20 protein-coding genes and 3 tRNA genes are annotated in these 19311 nt (G+C 62.2%); 6 read left to right on the top strand and 17 right to left on the bottom strand.

Annotation, left to right across the window (positions count from 1 at the left end):
- Positions 1–2 precede the first annotated feature (2 nt).
- Genes M1D88_RS02860 through M1D88_RS02845 form a run of 4 tightly spaced genes read right to left on the bottom strand, consistent with a single transcriptional unit; the run spans position 3 to position 4450 of the window.
- Entirely contained in the window at positions 3–782 is a 780-nt protein-coding gene (locus M1D88_RS02860) for an enoyl-CoA hydratase (protein WP_458113105.1), read from the bottom strand.
- Positions 779–1825 (bottom strand): 3-hydroxyisobutyrate dehydrogenase, encoded by a 1047-nt coding sequence (gene mmsB / locus M1D88_RS02855; protein ID WP_458113104.1) that lies wholly within the window; start codon positions 1823–1825, stop codon positions 779–781. The genes M1D88_RS02860 and mmsB overlap by 4 nt, the downstream gene beginning before the upstream one ends.
- Positions 1818–2951, bottom strand: coding sequence for an enoyl-CoA hydratase/isomerase family protein (locus M1D88_RS02850; protein WP_458113103.1), 1134 nt, complete (start codon positions 2949–2951; stop codon positions 1818–1820). Before M1D88_RS02850 ends, mmsB begins: the two co-directional genes overlap by 8 nt.
- On the bottom strand, positions 2951–4450 hold the full coding sequence (locus M1D88_RS02845; RefSeq protein ID WP_458113102.1) for a CoA-acylating methylmalonate-semialdehyde dehydrogenase: 1500 nt from the start codon (positions 4448–4450) through the stop codon (positions 2951–2953). Before M1D88_RS02845 ends, M1D88_RS02850 begins: the two co-directional genes overlap by 1 nt.
- Positions 4451–4699: 249 nt before the next feature.
- Between M1D88_RS02845 and M1D88_RS02840 the strand changes: the two genes are divergently transcribed.
- Complete coding sequence (locus M1D88_RS02840; protein WP_458113101.1) at positions 4700–5506, top strand: exodeoxyribonuclease III; 807 nt, start codon at positions 4700–4702, stop codon at positions 5504–5506.
- A gap of 37 nt (positions 5507–5543) precedes the next feature.
- On the top strand, positions 5544–6425 hold the full coding sequence (locus M1D88_RS02835; protein ID WP_458113100.1) for a hypothetical protein: 882 nt from the start codon (positions 5544–5546) through the stop codon (positions 6423–6425).
- On the opposite strand, the gene M1D88_RS02830 is transcribed toward M1D88_RS02835, so the two are convergent.
- From M1D88_RS02830 to M1D88_RS02770, 13 genes are all read right to left on the bottom strand, one after another.
- On the bottom strand, positions 6422–7516 hold the full coding sequence (locus M1D88_RS02830) for a LacI family DNA-binding transcriptional regulator (protein ID WP_458113099.1): 1095 nt from the start codon (positions 7514–7516) through the stop codon (positions 6422–6424). The genes M1D88_RS02835 and M1D88_RS02830 overlap by 4 nt on opposite strands.
- 144 nt (positions 7517–7660) lie before the next feature.
- Positions 7661–8629 (bottom strand): carbohydrate ABC transporter permease, encoded by a 969-nt coding sequence (locus M1D88_RS02825; RefSeq protein ID WP_458113098.1) that lies wholly within the window; start codon positions 8627–8629, stop codon positions 7661–7663.
- Positions 8626–9591: a carbohydrate ABC transporter permease gene (locus tag M1D88_RS02820; protein ID WP_458113097.1), complete on the bottom strand. Its 966-nt coding sequence runs from the start codon at positions 9589–9591 to the stop codon at positions 8626–8628. The genes M1D88_RS02825 and M1D88_RS02820 overlap by 4 nt, the downstream gene beginning before the upstream one ends.
- A 96-nt stretch (positions 9592–9687) precedes the next feature.
- Positions 9688–11022 (bottom strand): ABC transporter substrate-binding protein, encoded by a 1335-nt coding sequence (locus M1D88_RS02815; RefSeq protein ID WP_458113096.1) that lies wholly within the window; start codon positions 11020–11022, stop codon positions 9688–9690.
- A 154-nt stretch (positions 11023–11176) separates the two neighbouring features.
- Positions 11177–11788 carry a hypothetical protein gene (locus M1D88_RS02810; protein WP_458113095.1) on the bottom strand — a complete coding sequence of 204 codons (612 nt, stop codon included), beginning with the start codon at positions 11786–11788 and terminating at the stop codon, positions 11177–11179.
- Positions 11785–12348 (bottom strand): hypothetical protein, encoded by a 564-nt coding sequence (locus tag M1D88_RS02805; RefSeq protein WP_458114616.1) that lies wholly within the window; start codon positions 12346–12348, stop codon positions 11785–11787. Before M1D88_RS02805 ends, M1D88_RS02810 begins: the two co-directional genes overlap by 4 nt.
- A 128-nt stretch (positions 12349–12476) precedes the next feature.
- The gene (locus M1D88_RS02800) at positions 12477–12860 is read right to left on the bottom strand and encodes a hypothetical protein (protein WP_458113094.1); all 384 of its coding nucleotides are present in this window, start codon (positions 12858–12860) and stop codon (positions 12477–12479) included.
- The gene (locus M1D88_RS02795) at positions 12857–13048 is read right to left on the bottom strand and encodes a hypothetical protein (protein WP_309108420.1); all 192 of its coding nucleotides are present in this window, start codon (positions 13046–13048) and stop codon (positions 12857–12859) included. Before M1D88_RS02795 ends, M1D88_RS02800 begins: the two co-directional genes overlap by 4 nt.
- The gene (locus tag M1D88_RS02790; protein ID WP_458113093.1) at positions 13045–13539 is read right to left on the bottom strand and encodes an Asp23/Gls24 family envelope stress response protein; all 495 of its coding nucleotides are present in this window, start codon (positions 13537–13539) and stop codon (positions 13045–13047) included. The genes M1D88_RS02795 and M1D88_RS02790 overlap by 4 nt, the downstream gene beginning before the upstream one ends.
- 106 nt (positions 13540–13645) lie before the next feature.
- On the bottom strand, positions 13646–14092 hold the full coding sequence (locus M1D88_RS02785) for a hypothetical protein (protein ID WP_458113092.1): 447 nt from the start codon (positions 14090–14092) through the stop codon (positions 13646–13648).
- Between the two features lie 606 nt (positions 14093–14698).
- Positions 14699–14774, bottom strand: a tRNA-Phe gene (locus M1D88_RS02780).
- Positions 14775–14822: 48 nt separating this feature from the next.
- Positions 14823–14896: transfer RNA gene (locus tag M1D88_RS02775), tRNA-Asp, on the bottom strand.
- Between the two features lie 109 nt (positions 14897–15005).
- Positions 15006–15078: transfer RNA gene (locus M1D88_RS02770), tRNA-Glu, on the bottom strand.
- 240 nt (positions 15079–15318) lie between these two features.
- Here M1D88_RS02770 and M1D88_RS02765 point away from each other — a divergent pair.
- The 4 genes from M1D88_RS02765 to M1D88_RS02750 all read left to right on the top strand — a co-directional run bounded on the left by M1D88_RS02765 (position 15319) and on the right by M1D88_RS02750 (position 19303).
- Positions 15319–16308 (top strand): DMT family transporter, encoded by a 990-nt coding sequence (locus M1D88_RS02765; RefSeq protein ID WP_458113091.1) that lies wholly within the window; start codon positions 15319–15321, stop codon positions 16306–16308.
- Positions 16309–16318: 10 nt separating this feature from the next.
- Entirely contained in the window at positions 16319–16744 is a 426-nt protein-coding gene (locus M1D88_RS02760; protein WP_458113090.1) for a metallopeptidase family protein, read from the top strand.
- Between the two features lie 66 nt (positions 16745–16810).
- A complete protein-coding gene (locus M1D88_RS02755; protein WP_458113089.1) occupies positions 16811–17731 on the top strand; it encodes a cation diffusion facilitator family transporter in 921 nt (306 codons plus the stop codon).
- A 186-nt stretch (positions 17732–17917) separates the two neighbouring features.
- A complete protein-coding gene (locus M1D88_RS02750) occupies positions 17918–19303 on the top strand; it encodes a C40 family peptidase (protein WP_458113088.1) in 1386 nt (461 codons plus the stop codon).
- The last annotated feature ends 8 nt before the right edge of the window (positions 19304–19311 follow it).

The raw sequence follows: 19311 nt of genomic DNA, 5'->3' as shown, positions 1-19311 counted from the left end.
GCCTACCTGTGCTTAAACTCCGGCGTGCGCTTCTCGCTGAACGCCGCCATGCCTTCTTTCTGGTCCTCAGTGGCGAAGAGGGAATGGAAGACTCTGCGTTCGAAAAGAACACCCTGGGCCAGTCCGGTTTCAAAGGCTGCGTTGACTGCTTCCTTGGCCATCATTGCCACCGGCTTGGATTTGGAGGCAATGACTTCTGCGGCCCGCAGCGCTTCCTCGACGACGTCGGCGGCCGGAACCACCCGGGATACCAGTCCTGAGCGCTCAGCCTCCTGGGCGTCCATGTACCGTCCGGTGAGAATCATGTCCATGGCTTTGGCCTTGCCCACAGCGCGGGTAAGCCGCTGTGAGCCACCCATTCCTGGCAGGACGCCGAGATTGATTTCGGGCTGGCCGAATTTTGCGTTGTCGCCGGCGATGATGAAGTCGCACATCATCGCCAGCTCGCAGCCTCCGCCCAAAGCGAAGCCGGAAACAGCCGCCACCACCGGGATGCGGAGCCTGGTGAAATCCTCCCAGCCGCGGAACCAGTCCGCGGAGTACATGTCGACGTAGCCTTTCACCGCCATCTCCTTGATATCGGCTCCGGCGGCGAAGGCTTTGGCTGAACCGGTAATGACTACGGCACCCACCTCTGGATCGCTGTCCATAGCGCCCACGGCTGAAACGAGTTCGTCCATGGTGGCTTTGTCGAGGGCGTTCAAGGCTTGGGGCCGGTTCAGGGTCACCAGCCCTACCCGTCCACGGCGCTCGACCAGGATGTTTGAGTACTGTTCGGTCATCCGTGGCCCCTCGCCTGTCGCTGATCCTGGTCCTGTTCCGCCGCCCGTTCAGGCTCTTGTGCCTGACCGGATTTGTCCCGGATGGCCGTGATGATTGCCGAGAAGTCCTTTCCGGCACCGCCCTCCGCCGCAAACGTATCGTAAATTTCGGACGCCAGGGGACCCACCCTGGCCGCGACCCCGGTGCTTTCCAGCGCGTTCAGCGCCAGCCGTAGGTCCTTGGCCATCAGCGCGCCGGCGAAACCTGGCTGATAATCGCGGTTGGCGGGACTGCTGGGTACAGGGCCCGGAACAGGGCAGTTGGTGGTCAGCGCCCAGCATTGGCCTGACGCCGCCGAGGCAACATCGAAGAGAGCCTGATGGGTGAGACCAAGCTTCTCTCCCAGAACAAAGGCCTCACTGACTGCGATCATGGAAACCCCGAGGATCAGGTTATTGCAGATTTTAGCTGCCTGCCCGGCCCCATGGTCGCCGCAATGGACAACACGCTTGCCCATCACTTCCAGCAGCGGCCGGACCGCCTCGAAATCTTCAGGAAGTGCGCCAACCATGAACGTCAGGGTTCCGGCCTCAGCCCCCACAACACCCCCGGACACAGGGGCGTCGACCGAGCGGTGCCCGGCATCCACAGCCAGCCCTGCCGCCTCCCGGGCCTCATCCACATTGATGGTGGAGCAGTCCAGGAACATGGTGCCCGGTGCAGCCACTGCCAGCAGTCCGGGTTCCCAGCCTCCTCCGGAGGAGAAGTCACTCCCGGCGGAAAAGTCGCTGCCGGTGGCGGAGTCCCGCCCCCTGTACGCATCCAGGAGATGCTTGCCGCTGGGGAGCATGGTCAGCACCACAGAGGCACCCTCAACGGCGGAAGCAGCCGTGTCCGCCGTCGGAATTCCGTGGCTCCGGGCGGTTTCCAGGGCCGTGGGCATCACATCGTAGCCCACAACACGGTAACCGGCGTTGACGAGGTTCAGGGCCATCGGAGCGCCCATATGCCCGAGCCCCAGGAAAGCAATGGTTCCGGCTCCATTGGGTGATACCTCAGGCATTGTCCGTCTCCTTTACTGAAAGATTCAGCTCGCGATCCCCGAGCGGTTCAAAATACCTGACGACGTCGGCGTCCCGCACTTCCGCCAGTGTGGCCGGACGCCAGCGCGGGTTCCTGTCCTTGTCCACTACCTGGGCCCGGATCCCTTCGCGGAAGTCAGGACCGGCCAGGCAGTGCAGGCCCACCGTGAACTCCTGCGTCAGAGCCTGCTCAAGAGTCATCCCCCGCACCCTCCGCAATGACTCCAGCGCAACCTTCACGGCGGTCGGCGATTTCGACTCTATGGTCTCCGCGGCCACGACGGCCTCCCCGCCGAAAGCGCGCAGCCGGCCGAGGATTTCTTCAACATCATTGCCGGCGTAGCACTCATCGATCCAGGTCCGCTGACCTGCCAGCGCGGAGTCCGGTGCCCGTTCTGCAAAGCGGCCGACGGCGTCTTCCGCTGTCTCGCTCTCGAGGGCAGCGGCCAGCGCTGGAAGGGTCTCCGAGCGGACAAAGTGGTCGGCCAGCCCGAGGAACAAGGCATCGGCGCCGTCCAGGTGGGCGCCGGTCAGGGCGGCGTGGGTGCCTGTTTCACCCGGCGAGCGCGAGAGCAGCAAGGTACCGCCGACGTCGGGCACAAATCCGATGGTGGTCTCTGGCATTCCTGTGCGGGTGCGCTCCGTGACTATCCGGACGGAGCCGTGCGCCGAGATCCCCACACCTCCGCCGAGCACCAGTCCGTCCATGAACGCCACATAAGGCTTGGGGTACCGGGCAATCATCGCGTTCAGCCGATACTCCGCTTCCCAGAATTCGGCCGTCCCGGACCCTCCTGTCAGCATGTCCTGGTAAATGGCCACAATATCCCCGCCGGCACAGAACCCCCGGCTCCCGGAACCCTGGACCAACACAGTGGCAACGCCGCGGTCCTCCGCCCAGTCAGCAAGCTGTTCCAGCATGGCGTGAACCATGCCTGTCGTGAGCGCATTGACGGCCCTGGGACGGTTCAGGGTGATGATGCCAAGGTGCCCCCGTTGTTCAACGAGCACCTCGTTCGGGTCGCCGCCAGCCGGCTCGCCAGCCGGGTCGCTGCCTGCCGGGTCGCTGCCAGCCGGGTCGCTGCCTGCCGGGTCGCTGCCTGCCATCAGCTTCCTTCCGGCATGATGAAGCTTGCGCCCTGCCGGATGCCCGAGGGCCAGCGCGTGGTCACGGTCTTGGTCTTGGTGTAGAAACGGAACGCGTCGGCGCCGTGCTGGTTGAGGTCGCCGAACCCGGAGGCTTTCCAGCCACCGAAGGTGTAGTAGGCGATCGGCACTGGGATGGGCACGTTGATTCCGACCATCCCCACCTGAACACGGCTCGCGAAGTCCCGGGCCGCATCACCGTCCCTCGTGAAGATGGCCACGCCGTTGCCGAATTCATGCTCGCTGCAGAGCCGCAGTGCCTCCTCATAGTCCCTGGCGCGGACCACGCTGAGCACTGGGCCGAAGATCTCCTCCCGATAGATTTTCATGTCCTTGGTGACGTTGTCGAAGAGGGTCGGTCCCACCCAGAAGCCGTTCTCGTACCCTTCGACTGTGAGCCCACGTCCGTCGGCAAGAAGGGTGGCGCCCTGATCGACGCCGGACTGGATGTAGCCCTCGATCCGCTCTTTAGCCGATGCAGCAACAACAGGGCCGAAGTCCGATTCCTTGTCCAGGCTGTGGCCCACCCTCAGGGCCTTGACCCGTTCTTCGAGCTTGGCCACCAGCGCATCCGCTGTCTCCCGCCCAACAGGCACCGCAACGGACACGGCCATGCAGCGTTCGCCGGCGGAGCCATAGCCGGCCCCGATCAGGGCATCGGCGGCCATCTCCAGATCCGCGTCCGGGAGGATGACCATGTGGTTCTTGGCCCCGCCGAAGCACTGTGCCCGCTTGCCGTGAGCCGCAGCCGTGGCATAGATGTACTGGGCAATAGGGGTTGAACCAACAAAACCGATCGCTTTCACCCGCGGATCCCCCAGAAGAGAATCCACCGCTTCCTTGTCCCCGTTGACCACATTGAAGACGCCGTCAGGAACCCCCGCTTCGCTGTACAGTTCGGCGAGCCGCAGCGGAACCGACGGATCACGCTCCGAGGGTTTGAGGATAAAGGCGTTTCCGGTTGCGAGCGCAGGACCGGACTTCCACAGCGGAATCATGGCAGGGAAGTTGAAGGGGGTGATGCCTGCGACCACCCCCAACGGCTGCCGGAGGGAGTGGACATCGATGCCGGCACCGGCGTCGTCGGAAAATTCACCCTTCAGCAGATGCGGGGCGCCGGCGGCAAATTCCACCACCTCGATTCCCCGCTGGATGTCGCCTTTGGCATCAGGGAGGGTCTTGCCGTGTTCAGAGGCCAGCAATCCGGCCAGTTCGTCCATGTGTCGGTTGACGAGTTCCACGAACCTGAGCAGGATGCGCCCGCGTCGTTGCGGGTTCATCGCTGCCCACTCCGGCTGGGCCTTTTCGGCGCTCGCTATTGCCCGCTGGACTTCTTCCCCCGCCGCCAGCGCAAGCCGGGCCTGCACGTCACCCGTGCAGGGATCATAGACCTCTCCCCAACGTCCTGAGGTACCTTCCACCCGTTGTCCGTCAATGTAATGGCCTAGCTCGCGAACCATGATCGATGCTCCCTTGCATGTGGGTCCTGGAATGCCGGTCCGGCAGCAGATGCCTTGGGTCCCCTGCCACTGGAACATGTGAGCCCGGTGCAAGTGCGACCCACGCCATCTGCTGCCGAATATACTCGGACTTCCTACTAAATTCCAGAGCCGTTGCGGGTCGCTGCCTACCCTGCGTTGTTCGCCGCGCAACGGCCTGTGGGACCGGCCGAGGGGATCATGGGGGCCAAGTTCGGTAAGTTAGGAACTGTGAAGATTGCTACCTGGAATGTGAACTCCCTCCGTGCCCGAGCCGACCGTGTTGAGGCGTGGCTTCGCCGCAGTGACTGCGATGTCCTGGCGATCCAGGAAACCAAGTGCTCCGACGACAACTTCCCCTGGGAGCTCTTTGAGCGGGACGGCTACGAAGTAGCCCATTTCGGCCTCAACCAGTGGAACGGCGTCGCTATCGCTTCCCGCGTGGGGCTCGACGACGTCCAACGCACCTTTCTGGACCAGCCGGCATTCGGCAAAGCCGGGAAGGATCCGGTGGCGGAGGCCCGTGCTATCGGTGCCACCTGCGGCGGCGTCAGGATCTGGAGCCTGTATGTTCCCAACGGACGGTCGCTCGACGACGAACACATGCCCTACAAGCTCAACTGGCTGAGCACCCTCAAGAACCACGCCGAGAGTTGGGTTACTGAAAACCCTGAGTCCCAGATTGCCCTCATGGGCGACTGGAACATCGCGCCGCAGGATGAAGACGTCTGGGACATCGACCTTTTCCTTTCACAGGGTTACACCCACGTGAGCCCGCCCGAACGTGCTGCCTTCCACGCCTTCGAGGCTGCCGGATACACGGACGTTGTCCGGCCCCACACACCTGGGCCAGGCGTCTACACCTACTGGGACTACACCCAGCTCCGCTTCCCCAAGAAGGAAGGCATGCGGATCGACTTCGTCCTGGCCTCCCCCGCACTGGCGGCAAGGGTCACCGGCGCCTCGATCGACAGGGAAGAACGCAAGGGCAAGGGTGCTTCAGACCATGCGCCGGTTATTGTTGAGTTGACTGACTGATGAACGCAACGCAGGGGATGATCGGGAGGTGGCTGCCATGACCGGCAACCTTTACCGGGGACAGGCCGGGCTGCCTTTCTCCTCAACCCTGCGTATCTACGAGCCTCTGACTGCTTTTCCGGAGGAGCAGCGCGCTGCCATCAGGGCTTCCGCTGCCCGCGCGAAATCGCGGGCCGCTGTGGAAAACGCCGAACTCCTCGCGTCACTGGGACGCATCACCAGGCCGGGCGGAGATCCGTTCCCCACGGGACGCACCGATCTTGTCCGGGTGATGCCCCTGACCGGGAAGCCCGACGGCGGCACCCCCGAGGGGAAGCCCTCCGTCACGCTGTTGTACTGCCCCAGCCAGCTGGTTCTCCGGGCAGGCCTGGCAGCGAATGCACTGATGGAAGGCATCCACGGACCGCTGGCAGAATTGCTGATCGCGGAAGAGCAAAGGGACCGCCATCAGGAACGCATAGACCTGGTGAAGGCCAAGGAAGGCGTCGGCAAGGTACACACCCGTGCCTCCACCTGGGGAATTCCGTTCAGCTGGTTCTCGCTGTTCCAGGAATCCGACCATAAGGACGTGGTGGAATCAGGTGGCCGCATCCTCACCGTCCGAGTGCGGACCAACATCGGTGATGCGCTGGAGCGGGTCCGCTACGCGGTGGCCAACCTTGCATTGGCTGCCCCGGACCTGGATATGCTCGATGATCTTGCCCAGCTGACTGAATGGTTGGAACTGTTCCACAGCGACTCCTGGGTGGAACTCGATTACGGAGCAGTGGCGGACAAGGTTTACCCTGACGACTCCCCCATGGACGTCCGGCTTGGCATCGAGTGCCTTGCCGAAGGTGACATGACCGGAGCTGCCGCAGCCTACCGCAGGCTGGCTTCCCGCTGGATTCCCATCCGGCAGCTGGCGCGCGCGTCCTAGGCTTTGACCGGGCGGGGCTCCCTCTGTTCGGGTGCACCGTGAGCCGGCGGGGGCGCCGTCGTCGAACGAACAATGAGCTGGTGCGGCGCAACCATGGAGCGGACGGATCCGGTGCGGCCATCCAGCTCATCCAGCAGCATCCTGGTTGCCAGCTCTGCCTGCACGTCCGGGCGTTGGCCAACGGTGGTCAGGCCCAGAGTCACAGAGAAATCGTGATCGTCGATGCCGATCACGGATAGGTCCTCGGGAACGCGTACGCCCCGGCGGTTGGCCTCGAAAATAACGCCCATAGCCATCTCATCCGAGGCGCAGAAAATGGCTGTGGGCTTGGGACCGGAATTCCCCCACAGCTTGATAAACGCCTGCTGCCCGCTCCTGACTGTAAAGTCCCCCACCTCATCCCACTCCGGACGCAGGTCAAGCCCTGATGCGGTCATTACGTCCTGGAAGGCCTTGATGCGGACCCGGGGGACGTCGAAATTCAGGTCCGTCTCGTCGTCGCCATGGAGCAGGGCGATGTCCTTGTGACCCAGGCTGATGAGGTGGCGGACAGCCGTTGAGGCAGCGGCGTAGTCATCAATGCCGATGTAGGCGCATTCCTCCACGTGGCCCCCCACCACCACAAGGGGAATATCGATTTTTTGCAGATGGTTGAGTTCTTCGTGGGTCAGCGCCATACACAGGACCAACAGGGCATCAATTTGCTTGTAAACCATGGTCCTGCTGAAAAGACGCTCGCGGTTACTCCCGTGCCCGCCCAGGTTGAACAGGGACAGGTTGTACTGCCGGGCATGCAGCTCCCGGTCAGCTCCCTCAATGGCTTTGGAGAAGAACCAGCGGCTCACAAAGGGCGCGAGCACTCCAATGGTCTTGGTACGGCCCGTAGCCAGTCCGGAGGCTGAGGAGGAAGCAACATAGCCGAGCTCCGCGGCAACGCGCAGGATCTTCTCCCGTGTGGACGGCGAAACCCTGGGCAGTCCCCGTACCGCCCGTGACACCGTGGCCGTGGACACTCCCGCTGCGGCTGCCACGTCCTCAATGCTGACACCGGAATGGCCTCCCCGTTGGGCCCTCTCAGTTGTCCGTGCCACGATCTCCCCTTATTCGGTTATGCCGCGGAAGTCGCTGCTGTGCTCCCTGTCCGCAACAAATGAGTCTAGTGCCCGCGCTCCAGCTGGGCCGCCTGAGGTCCGTACGTTACAGACGGCACAGCCGGAAGCGGGTCATGCAGAGGATCAGCCCTTGAGGCCTCCGGCAAGCAGACCTCGGACAAAGTAGCGCTGGAGGGCGAAGAAGACCCCCAATGGAATGATGATGGACACGAAGGCAGCAGCGGGGTTCAGGTAGTCCCTCGCGCCGCGTGTGCCGGAAATTTCCGCAAGCCGCTGGGTAATAGGAGCAACGTCCGGAGTTCCGCCGGAGAAGACCAAAGCCACCAGCAAGTCATTCCACACCCACAGGAACTGGAAAATCGCCAGGGAAGCCAGAGCCGGAACGGACAGTGGCAGGATGATTCGCCAGAAGATTGTGGTGTGTCCTGCCCCATCGACCCTTGCTGCCTCAATCACTTCCCCGGGGATCTCGGAAATGAAGTTGTGCAACAGGAAGATGCCCAACGGCAAACCAAAGATCGTGTGGGCAATCCACAACTGGGCATAGGACCCGGCCGGCAGTTGCAGGACCTGCGTGAAGAGCTGCAGCAGAGGAATCAGGGCCATCTGCAGGGGGACAATCTGCAGGGCGAAAACGAAGATAAACATCGCATGGCGCCCCCTGAAATTGCCCCAGGCGAAAATGTAAGCCGCCATCGATGCCAGCACCAGGACGAACAACGTGACGGGGATGACGATCGCCACCGAGTTGATCAAGTACTGGGACAGATTGGGTGACTGCGACCCTGCAGCGGCGGTCGCATCGACATAGTTCTTGAAAGTGAACTGCCCGTCAAAAAAGGCATTCCACCAACCGTCGGAGCGGGGGCCCACCTGTTTTGCGGCCGGACGGAACGATTGAACGAAAAGGCCAAAAGTGGGCACAGTCCAGATTGCGGCAATGATGAGGGCGGCAGCGGTGGCAAAAGGCGAGGTGAGCTTGGTTTTCACACGGCGCATGATGGGCTCATCGGCGGCCTGGAGGCCCTTCTCGCCAAGAGGAAGACCCACCAGGGCCTTATCTGCCTCGTCCCGTGCTGGCGTGGCGGTCATCGGATCTCCCTTTGCTGACGAAGGACACGTGCGTTGTAAACGACGATGGGTAGGACCAGAAGGAAAAGTACAAGGGCCAAGGCGGCACCACGGCCGGGTTCGTCGGCGCGGAAAGCCTGGGTGTACATTTCATTGGCCACCACAGAGGTCTCGAAGTTACCGGCCGTCATGGTGCGGACAATATCGAACACCTTGAGGGTGGCAATGGTGATGGTGGTCAGCACCACAACCAAAGATCCACGGATCCCGGGGATCGTGACGTTACGGAACTGCTGCCACGGGTTGGCTCCGTCAAGCCTTGCCGCCTCAACAAGTTCCACAGGGACACCCTTAATAGCGGCTGAAAGGATCACCATGGCGAAACCTGTCTGGATCCAAACCATGACGATGATCAGGAAGATGGTGTTTTCCGGAGCATCGAGGAGGAACTGTTTGGGCTCCATCCCAACTGCCACACGCAGTGCGTTGAGAACGCCCGTTTGTTCGATGCCGGCGCCGCGGAAGTCGTAGACCAGCTTCCAGATAACGCCTGCGCCCACGAATGAGATGGCCATAGGCATGAATACCAGGGCCTTCAGGATCCTCTCGCCCCGCGCTTTGTCGATGAAGACCGCATAGGCGAGGCCGAAGACTGTTGATAGTAGGGGGACGAGTACGGTCCAGATAACGGTGTTCCGCAGCGTGATGACCGCCTCAGGCTGGGTAAACATCCAGACGAAGTTGTCCACTCCGTTCGGCGTCCCCTTCGCGTCTGTAAATGCAAGGTAGGACGTTTGCACCGCGGGGTAGACCAGCCCGACGATCATCAGGATGGCCGCCGGCGCTAGAAAGCCGATGACTGTAACTTTGTCTCTTGTTGATTTTGGTGCCCTGTCTACAAGCAGCATGATGAGCCCGATGACGGCTGCGAAAGCCGCGATCGCGATCCCTACTTGGAGAAGTTTCCCTCCGACGAATTCCATGGCCAACCTCCAAGGTGTGGGTGGATGAGTTGATTGAAGACAAAATGCTGCGTTCCCCCACGGGTGCTCGTGCAGGGGAACGCAGCACTGCAGCTCTTAGCTCTTAGGCCAGCTGCCTTCAATACTGTCGGCGACCTGCTTTGACGGGGTGCCGTTGATCCACGCCACGATTCCCTTCCAGAAGGAGTTGGAGCCGACGGCTGCGGGCATCAGGTCAGAACCGTCGAAACGGAATACCGTCTCGGGATCCTGAAGGAGCTCAACAGAAAGCTTGTCCAGCTCTGTCTGGGCGTTAGCAGGGTCCAGGCCCTTGTTGGCGCTGACTACACCGCCGAGCTTGACACGGTTGTTCGCGAAGTCCGCACTTGCCATGTACTGCAGGAATGACTGAACCTCGGGCGTGTCCTTGTAGGCGCCCACCATCTCGCCGCCGCCGGTGATGGCCTTGCCCTTGCTCTCGTCGATGGGAGGTGTCATGAAGGCCCAAACATCACCATCGGGAGCCACAACGGTGCCTTCGGGCCAGTTTGCGGCCTGGAAGTTGGCCTGGTGGTGCATGGCGCACTGGCCGTCAAGGACAGGTTGGCCTGCCTGGGCGAAGCCGGTTGTCAGGATGGAACGGACATCGCCGAAGCCACCGTTGACGTAGTCCGGGTTGAGCAGGATCTCACCGGTCTTGTCCATGGCCGAAACAATCCGGGGATCGTTGAACGGGATCTGGTGGGCGACCCACTGGTCGTAGACCTCTGGGCCTGCCTCACGGAGGATGACGTCCTCGATCCAGTCAGTACCCGGCCAACCTGTGGCCTCACCGGACTCGAAGCCCGCACACCACGGCTTCATGGCACCGTCGTCCGCGATGGTCTTTGTCAGGGTCATCATTTCGTCAAAGGTCTTGGGAACTTCCCAGCCCTTGTCCTCGAATGTCTTTGGCGCGTACCAGACGAAGCCCTTGACGTTGGCAAGCATGGGGGCCGCATAGAACGTTCCGTTGACGGTTCCGTACTTCTTCCAGTCGGCCGACCAGTTCTCGTCTACGAGGTCTGAGACGGCCTTCGGCGCCGGCTTCAGGTTGCTGGCCTGAGCGGCCAACAGGCCGGGCTGCGGGAAGATGGCAACGTCCGGTGGGTTTCCGGCTTGGGCCCGCACACCGATCTGCGTTTCGAATTCCTTGCTGCCTTCGTATTTGACCGTGATGCCGGTGCATTTTTCGAAGTCCGCCCAGGCTGTCTCAAGGTTCGTGGCTTCAATGTCGACGATGGTTGAGTAGACCGAAACAGTCTTGCCTTCGTGCTTGCCATAATCGGAGTAGGCGGAGCAGTCAGCAGCCTCGCCACCCCCGCCGCCACCAGTTTCGGGACTACATGCCGTAACGGTTAGGGCCAGGACACCGACCGCTGCGGCCGGAATTAGGAACTTTGGGCTTTTCATTACTGGAGACTCCTCGCTGAGTGACAAGAGAAAATCGCGGTGCAGACTTTGTGACCTCAATCACCCTAGTAAGCCTGCGTACAGAAATGCAAGCGTTTACATAAACCTTAATCGAAAGGAGACCTGATATCAGAATCGCAACACAGCGCAGGCTTTAGCGGACGCGTTCGGCCCTGCTGAAACGGGCACGAGTGCCTGCCCCGAGGTGAATCAACACGGGGGTACGTTTGCCAACAACATGGTCCAGGGCCTCCACGAGCGCCGAAACTTCGGCCGCCAACGCGTTCGGAGCCACCCCCAGTCGCGGTTGCAACCTGATTCTCAAGGCAGGTTCCCCACGGATCTCGTACGTCGCTACAGATACGCCAGCCAGATCCGGACGGTCGGCAAGGGCTGCCTTGAGCGCCTGCTCCGCCACGCCGCCGCCGATCCGGACATCACCCGGCACGCTACCGGGATCCTCCTCAAACAGGATGAGATCGGCCCGGCCCTTACCCTGTTGAGCAATCCACGCCACCATGGCGCCGATGAGCAGCACCAACAGAAGCACCAGCAGGATCCACACCCAGCTCTCCTGACGGCCCGGAAACCTGGTCTGGTCAAATAACTGCTGGGCGCCGGACCACAATCCCGCAGACCACGACTGCCACCAAGAGGCGACAGCAGGGACGCTTGCCAGCAGAACCAGGAGGGCGCCGACTACCAGCAGAACCAGTCCCAGAATGCCGATCAGGATTCGGTTAAGAAGGCGGGGCGTGCTGTTCATGCTCCCACTACCCCGGACGTCGCCAGGTTCACCCGAACGTCCGGCATGGGCGACGGTGCCATTCGGGTGAGTTCATCCTGCACAGCCGCAAGAACGTCGTCGTGCCTGACGGGCACGCCGGACGTGGGGCGGACGTTGACCACTGCCTGATATCTGGACACGACCACCATCACCTGTTCCGGTGTGACGTTGGCGGCGAGCCGGGCCCGTCTGGCCAGCGCGGCGGCAATAATTTCATCGTCCACCAGCACGCCCGCCCGGGGATCCTGGAGGATGTGCCGGGCTTTGCGTCCAGGAAGCACCGCGCTGAGGAAGAAAAACAGTCCAGCCATGAATACGACTCCTCCGGTGACTCCCAGGAGAAGTGGCGGCATACCTTCAGGGAGGGCGACTATCCGGTGGGCGGCGGTCTGCGGATCGATAAGCCAGGGCGGCTGCCCGATGGCACGCACAGCAGCCTCCAAGAGTGCATAAGCGCAAAGAATGATTACCAGCACACCGGCGATGACGGCGACACCGGCTCTTGACGACTGTGTTTCGCGCTGGAGGATCCATGGCATCAGGGAACCGGGGCCGTAATCTGCCCCGTCTTTATCCTTCAGCTCACGCTCAGGCCCGGCGATAACTTCGGTGTCTTGTTCTGTAACAGGAGTTTGTGCCTCGTCGGGTTTGTTTCCGTAGGCATGGCTCACAGTACCCGCCCCCTTTCGGAAACGGCTGTGCCGCTGATTCTTATGTCCACGCGGCTCAGCTGGGCTCCGCTGAATTCCATGACCCTGTCCAGGATGACCGATTTGGCAGCAACAGCCCTGTCCCGGATGGAACCCCCAAAGATGGCCACGCGCTCCGGGTTCCGCAGTACAGAAGTCAACGGCGGGATCCTGATAGGGGAAACCAGTGACAGCGCAAGCAGGCCGTCGTCGTCGGACCAGTCAGCGCGGACATCGTGGGCCTCCACACCCAAGGCCTCAGCGGCTGCGGCACGGGCCAAACTGGTGAGGGCCTGCGTGCTGATCCTGTTGTGCCCCGCCAGTACCCGGCCCTGCTCTGTCATCGGGGCCGTACTGCTCATGATGAAGAGCGCCGGCCCGTAATGGCGTCCATGACGCTGCGCAGATCCAGTTTCCCTTCCGCTGCGCGGCCCAGCAGGGCCCCGATCCCCATAAAAAGGAGGGAACCCAGGAAGCCCCAGACTCCGAACTGGAAGGACATGAAGGCGACGAAGGCACCCATTGCAATTCCCGCAACAGTCAGGCTCATGGGATTGCCTCTCTCTCCGGACGGCTTCCGGGGACTGCCGGAGTATTGAGTACTGGACGCGGCTCCGGGTTGGTTCCGGGTTTCACCGGTCCCGGCACGTAAATGTCATTGATCTCGACGTTGACTTCTATCACCTGCAGGCCCACAAGCTCTTCCACCGCCGAATAGACGGCGGAACGCACTTGGTTGGCAAGGGAATGAAGGGGGGTGCCGTAGACAGCCACCAAGTTGAGGTCCACGGCGACCTGGGTCTCACCGACTTCAGCATGGACGCCTGCGGCGTGGTCAGAGTTGCCGACGGCGTCGCGTATGGCGCCCAAGGCCCGCGACGGCCCCGTCCCCAGGGAATAGACTCCTGGGACTGCGCGGGCGGCGATGCCGGCAACTTTTGCGACGGCGGTCTCGGAAATAACGGTACGTCCACCGCCTGGTACTGCAACGGCGGCGTCCGCACGGACCCCCTGGCCGGGTTGTGGGTTCTGGTATTCCATCGAGCACTCCCCTCTTCTTGGAACAACCCTATCCCTTGGCCACGACAACCGCGCGGACCCCGGCCGGTGTCCCTGGACGGAGCCCGCGGGCAATCACACGTCGTGCCTATTTACAGTTAGTGGCCAGCCACGCTGTCACCGGCCCCATAGCAGCGTTGAACTTCCCGCTGGAAAAGACGGTCTGGTCAGTGAGGCCTGCGACAGCTACCTCATTGAGGTGTACGAAATCGGCCTTAACGCTGTCTGGCGCCTTCTCCGCTGTTTCCGCCAGTTCGGCTTTGAGCTGTTCAAGTTCCTGCGTCTTGCCCTGGGCCGCCGACATCGGCAACAAGGATGCTCCCGTGGCCTGCTGCGAGATGGTGGTGCATGCTTCTGCAGCGCTGGCGAAACCTCCGAAAGGGCCGGAGGACATGGTGGGGCTGGGTGTCGCGGAAGGAGCTGCAGCCTCTGACGCCGGCGCGTTGCCAGTGCTGCTGGCTTGAGGTGCCGAACATGCGGACAGTGCGAGGACAGTGAACAGGGCGGCGGCAAGAGGGCGTGCAAAGAGTTTCACAAGTCACATTTCTGTTGAGGATAGTTTCTGTTGAAAGTGCACCACCGGTCGTTTCCGACGCTGGCGGCAGCATATGTCCCCGGCGTGCGAGTCTAGCCCGGAATGCTGTCCGGTTTCCAAGCGGGGTGACTTGTGGGAGGGGCCTGGTGCCGAAAAATACGGGCATCCAGCAGCAAGAAAATTGTCGCTGCAACAAGGGCCGGCAGCGGAAAGGGCGGCATCAGAAAGGGCCAAGAGTGGAGTCAAAGGGAAGGGCCGACGACGGCTGGGGGGGAGCCTCGGTCTCAGAAGGCTCTGCCATCGTCGGCCCCGTCAATCTCCCCGGCCGTGACCTGGGAAACCCTCTCGCGAGACCTGGGCAACTGGCGGAACGGTCCAGGTTCGGTGGGGCCGCCACTAACTGCCGTTCTCAGTTAATCGCGCAGTGGCACCCCTCCACACGCGTAGTGTGTACTCGTTTTTTTGGCCCAGTAGAGGCCAGCACCACTTGCTTTCTCCGGCGCTCCTGGCCGTCTGGGCTACTGCCCCGATCTTGACCCTCGCGCCAACTTTGGATCGGCGCTTAAAGAAGAAAAGCACCAGTTCCGAAGAACTGATGCTTCCCAGTGGTGGCTCCGACCGGCGTCGATCCGGTGACCTTTCGATTTTCAGTCGAACGCTCTACCAACTGAGCTACAGAGCCTAGGTGACATGTCACCATGACAGCCGGAATTTCTTCTGGCAATCAGAGCGACCCTGACGGGACTTGAACCCGCGACCTCCGCCGTGACAGGGCGGCGCGCTAACCAACTGCGCTACAGGGCCTTGCTTTTTTCTTGCTTTTCTGCATCACCGATATGAATACCGCTACTGCAATTTTTCAAGGCTTTTAGCCTACCAGACTTTCACATCCGGTTTGACCGCGTTCCTTGCGTACCCCCAACGGGATTCGAACCCGTGCCGCCGCCGTGAAAGGGCGGTGTCCTAGGCCGCTAGACGATGGGGGCCAGAACTCAATCCGCCTGAACGAGGGCAAAAATTAAGGGCCGAAGCCTTCCGTTTTTGTCCTTTCGTTTCCGTCGAACTGGACCTATAAAACTATAGGGGCAACCCCGGGATTATCCAAAATCGGCGAGATGGGGCCCTTGTCACAGGAGGGAAGGGCTCTCCAAAAGTTGGCAGTTTTTCGGGTAGACGTGGCCGATTTCCGCCAGCCGTTCCATCCCCGCAGCGGTTAGATTTGCCTGATGGCAAGCACAGCCGAAACCAACCCCGCGCAACCGTCCCGCTCCCCTGAGGTGACTCCTGAGGTGACTGCCGCCGCGTCCGCTCAACAACAGCTACCCACCGGCACCGTCCCCACCGGCAAGGAACCCATCAACAAGCTGGGCGTCGCCGCCGTCGTCATCACCGTAGTCCTCTGGGCGTCCGCCTTCGTGGGCATCAGGGCCATCGGCCCCAGCTTCTCGCCCGGCCCGCTCACCTTGGGCAGGCTGGTGGTCGCCGCCGTCGTCCTGGGCCTGTTTGTGCTCCCCACACTGCGCAGGCTTCCCCGTGGCCGAGAGTGGTGGCCGATCCTTGCCTACGGTGTGATGTGGTTCGGCGGCTACAACGTGGCCCTGAACGCCGCCGAGCACCTCCTGGACGCGGGGACCAGCGCGATGCTTATCAGCGTCTCCCCCATCATCGTGGCGGTTCTGGCCGGCTTCATCCTGAAGGAAGGGTTTCCCCGCTGGCTGATCATTGGGAGCACTCTGGCGTTCGGCGGTGTGGCCATGATCGCCGTCGGCTCCGGTCAAAGGTCGACGGCGGACGTGGTGGGAGTGTTGCTGTGCCTCCTTGCCGCCGTGCTTGCCGCCGTCAGCGTGATCATCCAGAAACCCGTGTTGAAGAAGTTCCCTGCAGCCCAGGCAACCTGGTTCGGGATCATGGTCGGGACAGTATGCTGCCTTCCTTTCACGGGGCAGCTCGTCACAGAGGTTCAGCAGGCGCCCATCCCGGCAACACTGGGGCTTCTTTATCTGGGAATCTTCCCAACAGCCATCGCCTTCACCACGTGGGCCTACGCGCTGTCCCTGATCGACGCCGGCAAGATGGCCGCCACCACCTACCTCGTCCCAGGCACCACCATTCTGATTTCCTGGCTGATCCTGAGTGAGGTCCCCACCATTTGGGGCCTTATCGGCGGCATCATCTGCCTTGTAGGCGTGGGCCTGACGAGGCGCAGATCCCGCTAGAGTTTCGGGTATGCAAGCAAACCTGCCGCCGGGCCTTCCGATCGTCCCGGATGGCGGCGATTCCGCACCCTTTCCAATGTCCGCTGAGGATTTCGAAGCTGCCGTAAGCGCCGCCTTGGAACGGATTCCCGCGGACATCGCAAAGGCGATGGACAACGTGGCGGTGTTCATCGATGACGACTACACCCCTCAGCCGGGAGAAGACCCGGACACCGTGCTGCTGGGGCTCTACGAAGGCGTCCCCCTGACCGAACGGGACGGCTGGTGGGACGCAGGATCGTTGCCCGACCGCATCACCATCTACCGGCAACCGATCCTGGATATCTGCAGCTCCCGTGAAGAGGTGATCCAGGAGGTTGCCATCACAGTTACCCACGAGGTTGCCCACCACTTCGGCATTAGCGATGAGCGGCTTCACGAGCTGGGCTGGGGCTGAGCGGAGCACTGACTCCTGGGGGTTCGCCGCTCCGGCACCTGCACCGTTGGGACTAGCCTTGTAGGCATGGGACATGATCATGGCCACACACACGGGATGACGGCGACCGGGCGCCACCGAAACCGGCTGATAGCCGTCCTGGCTATCACGCTGGCAGTGGTCCTGGTTCAGATAGTGGGCGGAATCGTTTCGGGTTCGCTGGCACTGCTGGCGGACGCGGGCCACATGCTGTCCGACGCCGCCGGGGTGTTCGTCGCACTGTTGGCCGCGTGGATTGCCGCCCGTCCGGCCAGCGACCTCAGGACGTACGGCTACCAGCGAGCCGAAGTCCTTGCGGCCCTGGCCAATGCCCTGGTGCTCATAGTCATCTCCGTGGTGATTTTCATCGAAGCGATCCGTCGGTGGGGCTCCGAACCTGAAGTCCAGACTGACGTCATGCTGTACGCGGCAATTGTGGGCGCGGCCGCAAATCTGATCTCGCTCCTCATCCTGCGCAGCGCTCAGAAGGAAAGCCTGAATGTCCGCGGTGCCTACCTTGAAGTGCTGGGGGACCTGCTGGGTTCGTTCGCCGTCATCGCAGCGGCCCTCATCATCATGTTGACCGGGCTTCAGGCGGCGGACACCGTTGCCTCAATCATCATCGCGATCATGATCCTGCCTCGCGCCTGGCATCTGCTGCGGGACGTGGTGGATGTCCTGCTCGAAGCAAGCCCAAAGGGTGTTGAGGTTCAGATGATTCGGGAGCACATCCTTTCCGTCTCGGGGGTGGTGGCTGTCCATGACATCCACATCTGGACCATCACATCCGGCGTGCCCGTGTTCTCCGCCCATGTGGTGGTGGAGGACGAATTGCTTAGCGCAAGAGGAGCGGATCAGGTCCTGGACAAACTCACCACCTGCCTCGGCTCCCACTTCGATACAGAGCACTGCACGTTCCAGTTGGAGCCTGCAAGCCATGCCGAACACGAGTCCCACCAGCACGCCTGAGACCGACACGCCGGGGCCGCTACCAGCCTCCGGAGCCCTCTGGTGTTTATGTTAACGATGAGACTCTTGTTGCCAAAGTGGTTTGAGAGAACGTAACCTCGGGTTTGTTGCACGATTCGCCGAGGGACTTTCTGCGCGCAGAACCTCCACCTCGTCAGCTACAGCCCGACACAACGAGGTTTGCCCATGGCTTGGACCGGTTCCGCCCGAAGATCCGCCGTGCTGTGCAGCGCCATCGCGCTCCTCTTTTCCGGCACTCTGCCCGCAGCGGCCACTCCGACGAGCCAGGCAGTGGCTGGACAGGTCTTCACGACACGCTTTCCGGCTGCGCCTGAAATCCCGTCACCCGAAGACATCGCAGCTGCCAAAGCCAGTGAAAGCGCGACGGCGGATGAGGTCGCCAAAATCGACGGAATCCTTGCAGCGACCGCTGTCGAGCAAAATGTGACGGCTGCGGCCTCGATGCGCGCGAACAACGCCTACGGTGACGCGCTGGTAGAGCTCCGATCCCGCCAGGAAACCGCAAGCCTTGCCTTTGCCAAAGCCAAGGCCGCCGGGACCGAACAGGAGAACACCCGCAAGCAGGTTGGCCAGATCGCCGCCGACCTTTACCGAAATGGCGGGCTCAACCCTGCCCTGAGCACCGTGCTCTCGGGAAGCGGCGAGAGCTTGCAACAAGCTGCCACCCTCGAGGCAATCTCAGCGAATCGCAGCCGCGCCTTCGAGTCCGCCGAAACAGCTGCGGCAGCAGCGGAGTCTTTGACTGCAGCCGCAGAGGACGCGAACCAGGCGGCGGAAGAGGCGGCCAAAACAGCCGAGGACCGCAAGTCGGAGGCCGACCAAGCCAATGCTGCGCTGTTGAAGAGCATCACCGACACCAAGGCTCAGCGCACCGTACTGGTCAGCCAGCTCGCCTCTTTGAAGAACACCACTGAAGCGCTCGAGTCCGCCCGGGTTGAGGCGATGGAGCGGCAACGCCAGCAGGAACAACTGGCTGCCGTCACTGCCGCCAGCCAACAGCAAGCCGCAGGATCCCCAACAGGGCAGGCGCCTCCTCCCCCGGCCGCTCCCCCGGCGCTGAACCCCGGACCTGCACCCGTCCCGGCCCCTGGAAACCCGCCGCCTGCCCCTCCGGAGCCGGCCCCTGCGCCTCCTCCTGCACCTGCCCCTGGGCCAGCACCGGCACCGTCACCAGGAGCAGGCGGAAACCAGGCTGCGATCTCCGCGGCCCTGGGTAAGGTCGGCGCACCGTACTTCTACGAATACGGCGGCACGGGGCCCTTGGGTTTCGATTGTTCAGGGTTTGTGCAGAATGCCTTCGCTGCCGCTGGAAAGTATCTGCCCCGCACAGCAGCCCAACAGTTTGCCCAGGCACCCGGCCGTGTTCCTCTCGCGCAGGCACAGCCGGGCGACCTGCTGGTGTGGGGATCGCCGTCAGACTTCAGTCACGTTGCGATCTACCTGGGCAACGGGCAGGTGGTGCAGGCCTTAAACCCGCAGGCCGGGATAGAGGTCACGCCACTGAGCTGGATGGCGGGAATGCAGCTCTACCCCTACGCTGCCCGATACTGAGGCACCTC

Source organism: Arthrobacter sp. R1-13 (genome assembly GCF_054161475.1).
Note: the sequence above shows the minus strand (reverse complement) of the source record. Positions and strands in the feature narration are given on the sequence as shown.

Bases quoted from the DNA above. Each gene is read 5' to 3' on its own strand.
- M1D88_RS02860 (WP_458113105.1), bottom strand. From the start codon at position 782: ATGACCGAACAGTACTCAAACATCCTGGTCGAGCGCCGTGGACGGGTA.
- mmsB (WP_458113104.1), bottom strand. From the start codon at position 1,825: ATGCCTGAGGTATCACCCAATGGAGCCGGAACCATTGCTTTCCTGGGG.
- M1D88_RS02850 (WP_458113103.1), bottom strand. From the start codon at position 2,951: ATGGCAGGCAGCGACCCGGCAGGCAGCGACCCGGCTGGCAGCGACCCG.
- M1D88_RS02845 (WP_458113102.1), bottom strand. From the start codon at position 4,450: ATGGTTCGCGAGCTAGGCCATTACATTGACGGACAACGGGTGGAAGGT.
- M1D88_RS02835 (WP_458113100.1), top strand. From the start codon at position 5,544: ATGACCGGCAACCTTTACCGGGGACAGGCCGGGCTGCCTTTCTCCTCA.
- M1D88_RS02825 (WP_458113098.1), bottom strand. From the start codon at position 8,629: ATGACCGCCACGCCAGCACGGGACGAGGCAGATAAGGCCCTGGTGGGT.
- M1D88_RS02820 (WP_458113097.1), bottom strand. From the start codon at position 9,591: ATGGAATTCGTCGGAGGGAAACTTCTCCAAGTAGGGATCGCGATCGCG.
- M1D88_RS02815 (WP_458113096.1), bottom strand. From the start codon at position 11,022: ATGAAAAGCCCAAAGTTCCTAATTCCGGCCGCAGCGGTCGGTGTCCTG.
- M1D88_RS02810 (WP_458113095.1), bottom strand. From the start codon at position 11,788: ATGAACAGCACGCCCCGCCTTCTTAACCGAATCCTGATCGGCATTCTG.
- M1D88_RS02805 (WP_458114616.1), bottom strand. From the start codon at position 12,348: ATGCCATGGATCCTCCAGCGCGAAACACAGTCGTCAAGAGCCGGTGTC.
- M1D88_RS02800 (WP_458113094.1), bottom strand. From the start codon at position 12,860: ATGAGCAGTACGGCCCCGATGACAGAGCAGGGCCGGGTACTGGCGGGG.
- M1D88_RS02795 (WP_309108420.1), bottom strand. From the start codon at position 13,048: ATGAGCCTGACTGTTGCGGGAATTGCAATGGGTGCCTTCGTCGCCTTC.
- M1D88_RS02790 (WP_458113093.1), bottom strand. From the start codon at position 13,539: ATGGAATACCAGAACCCACAACCCGGCCAGGGGGTCCGTGCGGACGCC.
- M1D88_RS02765 (WP_458113091.1), top strand. From the start codon at position 15,319: ATGGCAAGCACAGCCGAAACCAACCCCGCGCAACCGTCCCGCTCCCCT.
- M1D88_RS02760 (WP_458113090.1), top strand. From the start codon at position 16,319: ATGCAAGCAAACCTGCCGCCGGGCCTTCCGATCGTCCCGGATGGCGGC.
- M1D88_RS02755 (WP_458113089.1), top strand. From the start codon at position 16,811: ATGGGACATGATCATGGCCACACACACGGGATGACGGCGACCGGGCGC.
- M1D88_RS02750 (WP_458113088.1), top strand. From the start codon at position 17,918: ATGGCTTGGACCGGTTCCGCCCGAAGATCCGCCGTGCTGTGCAGCGCC.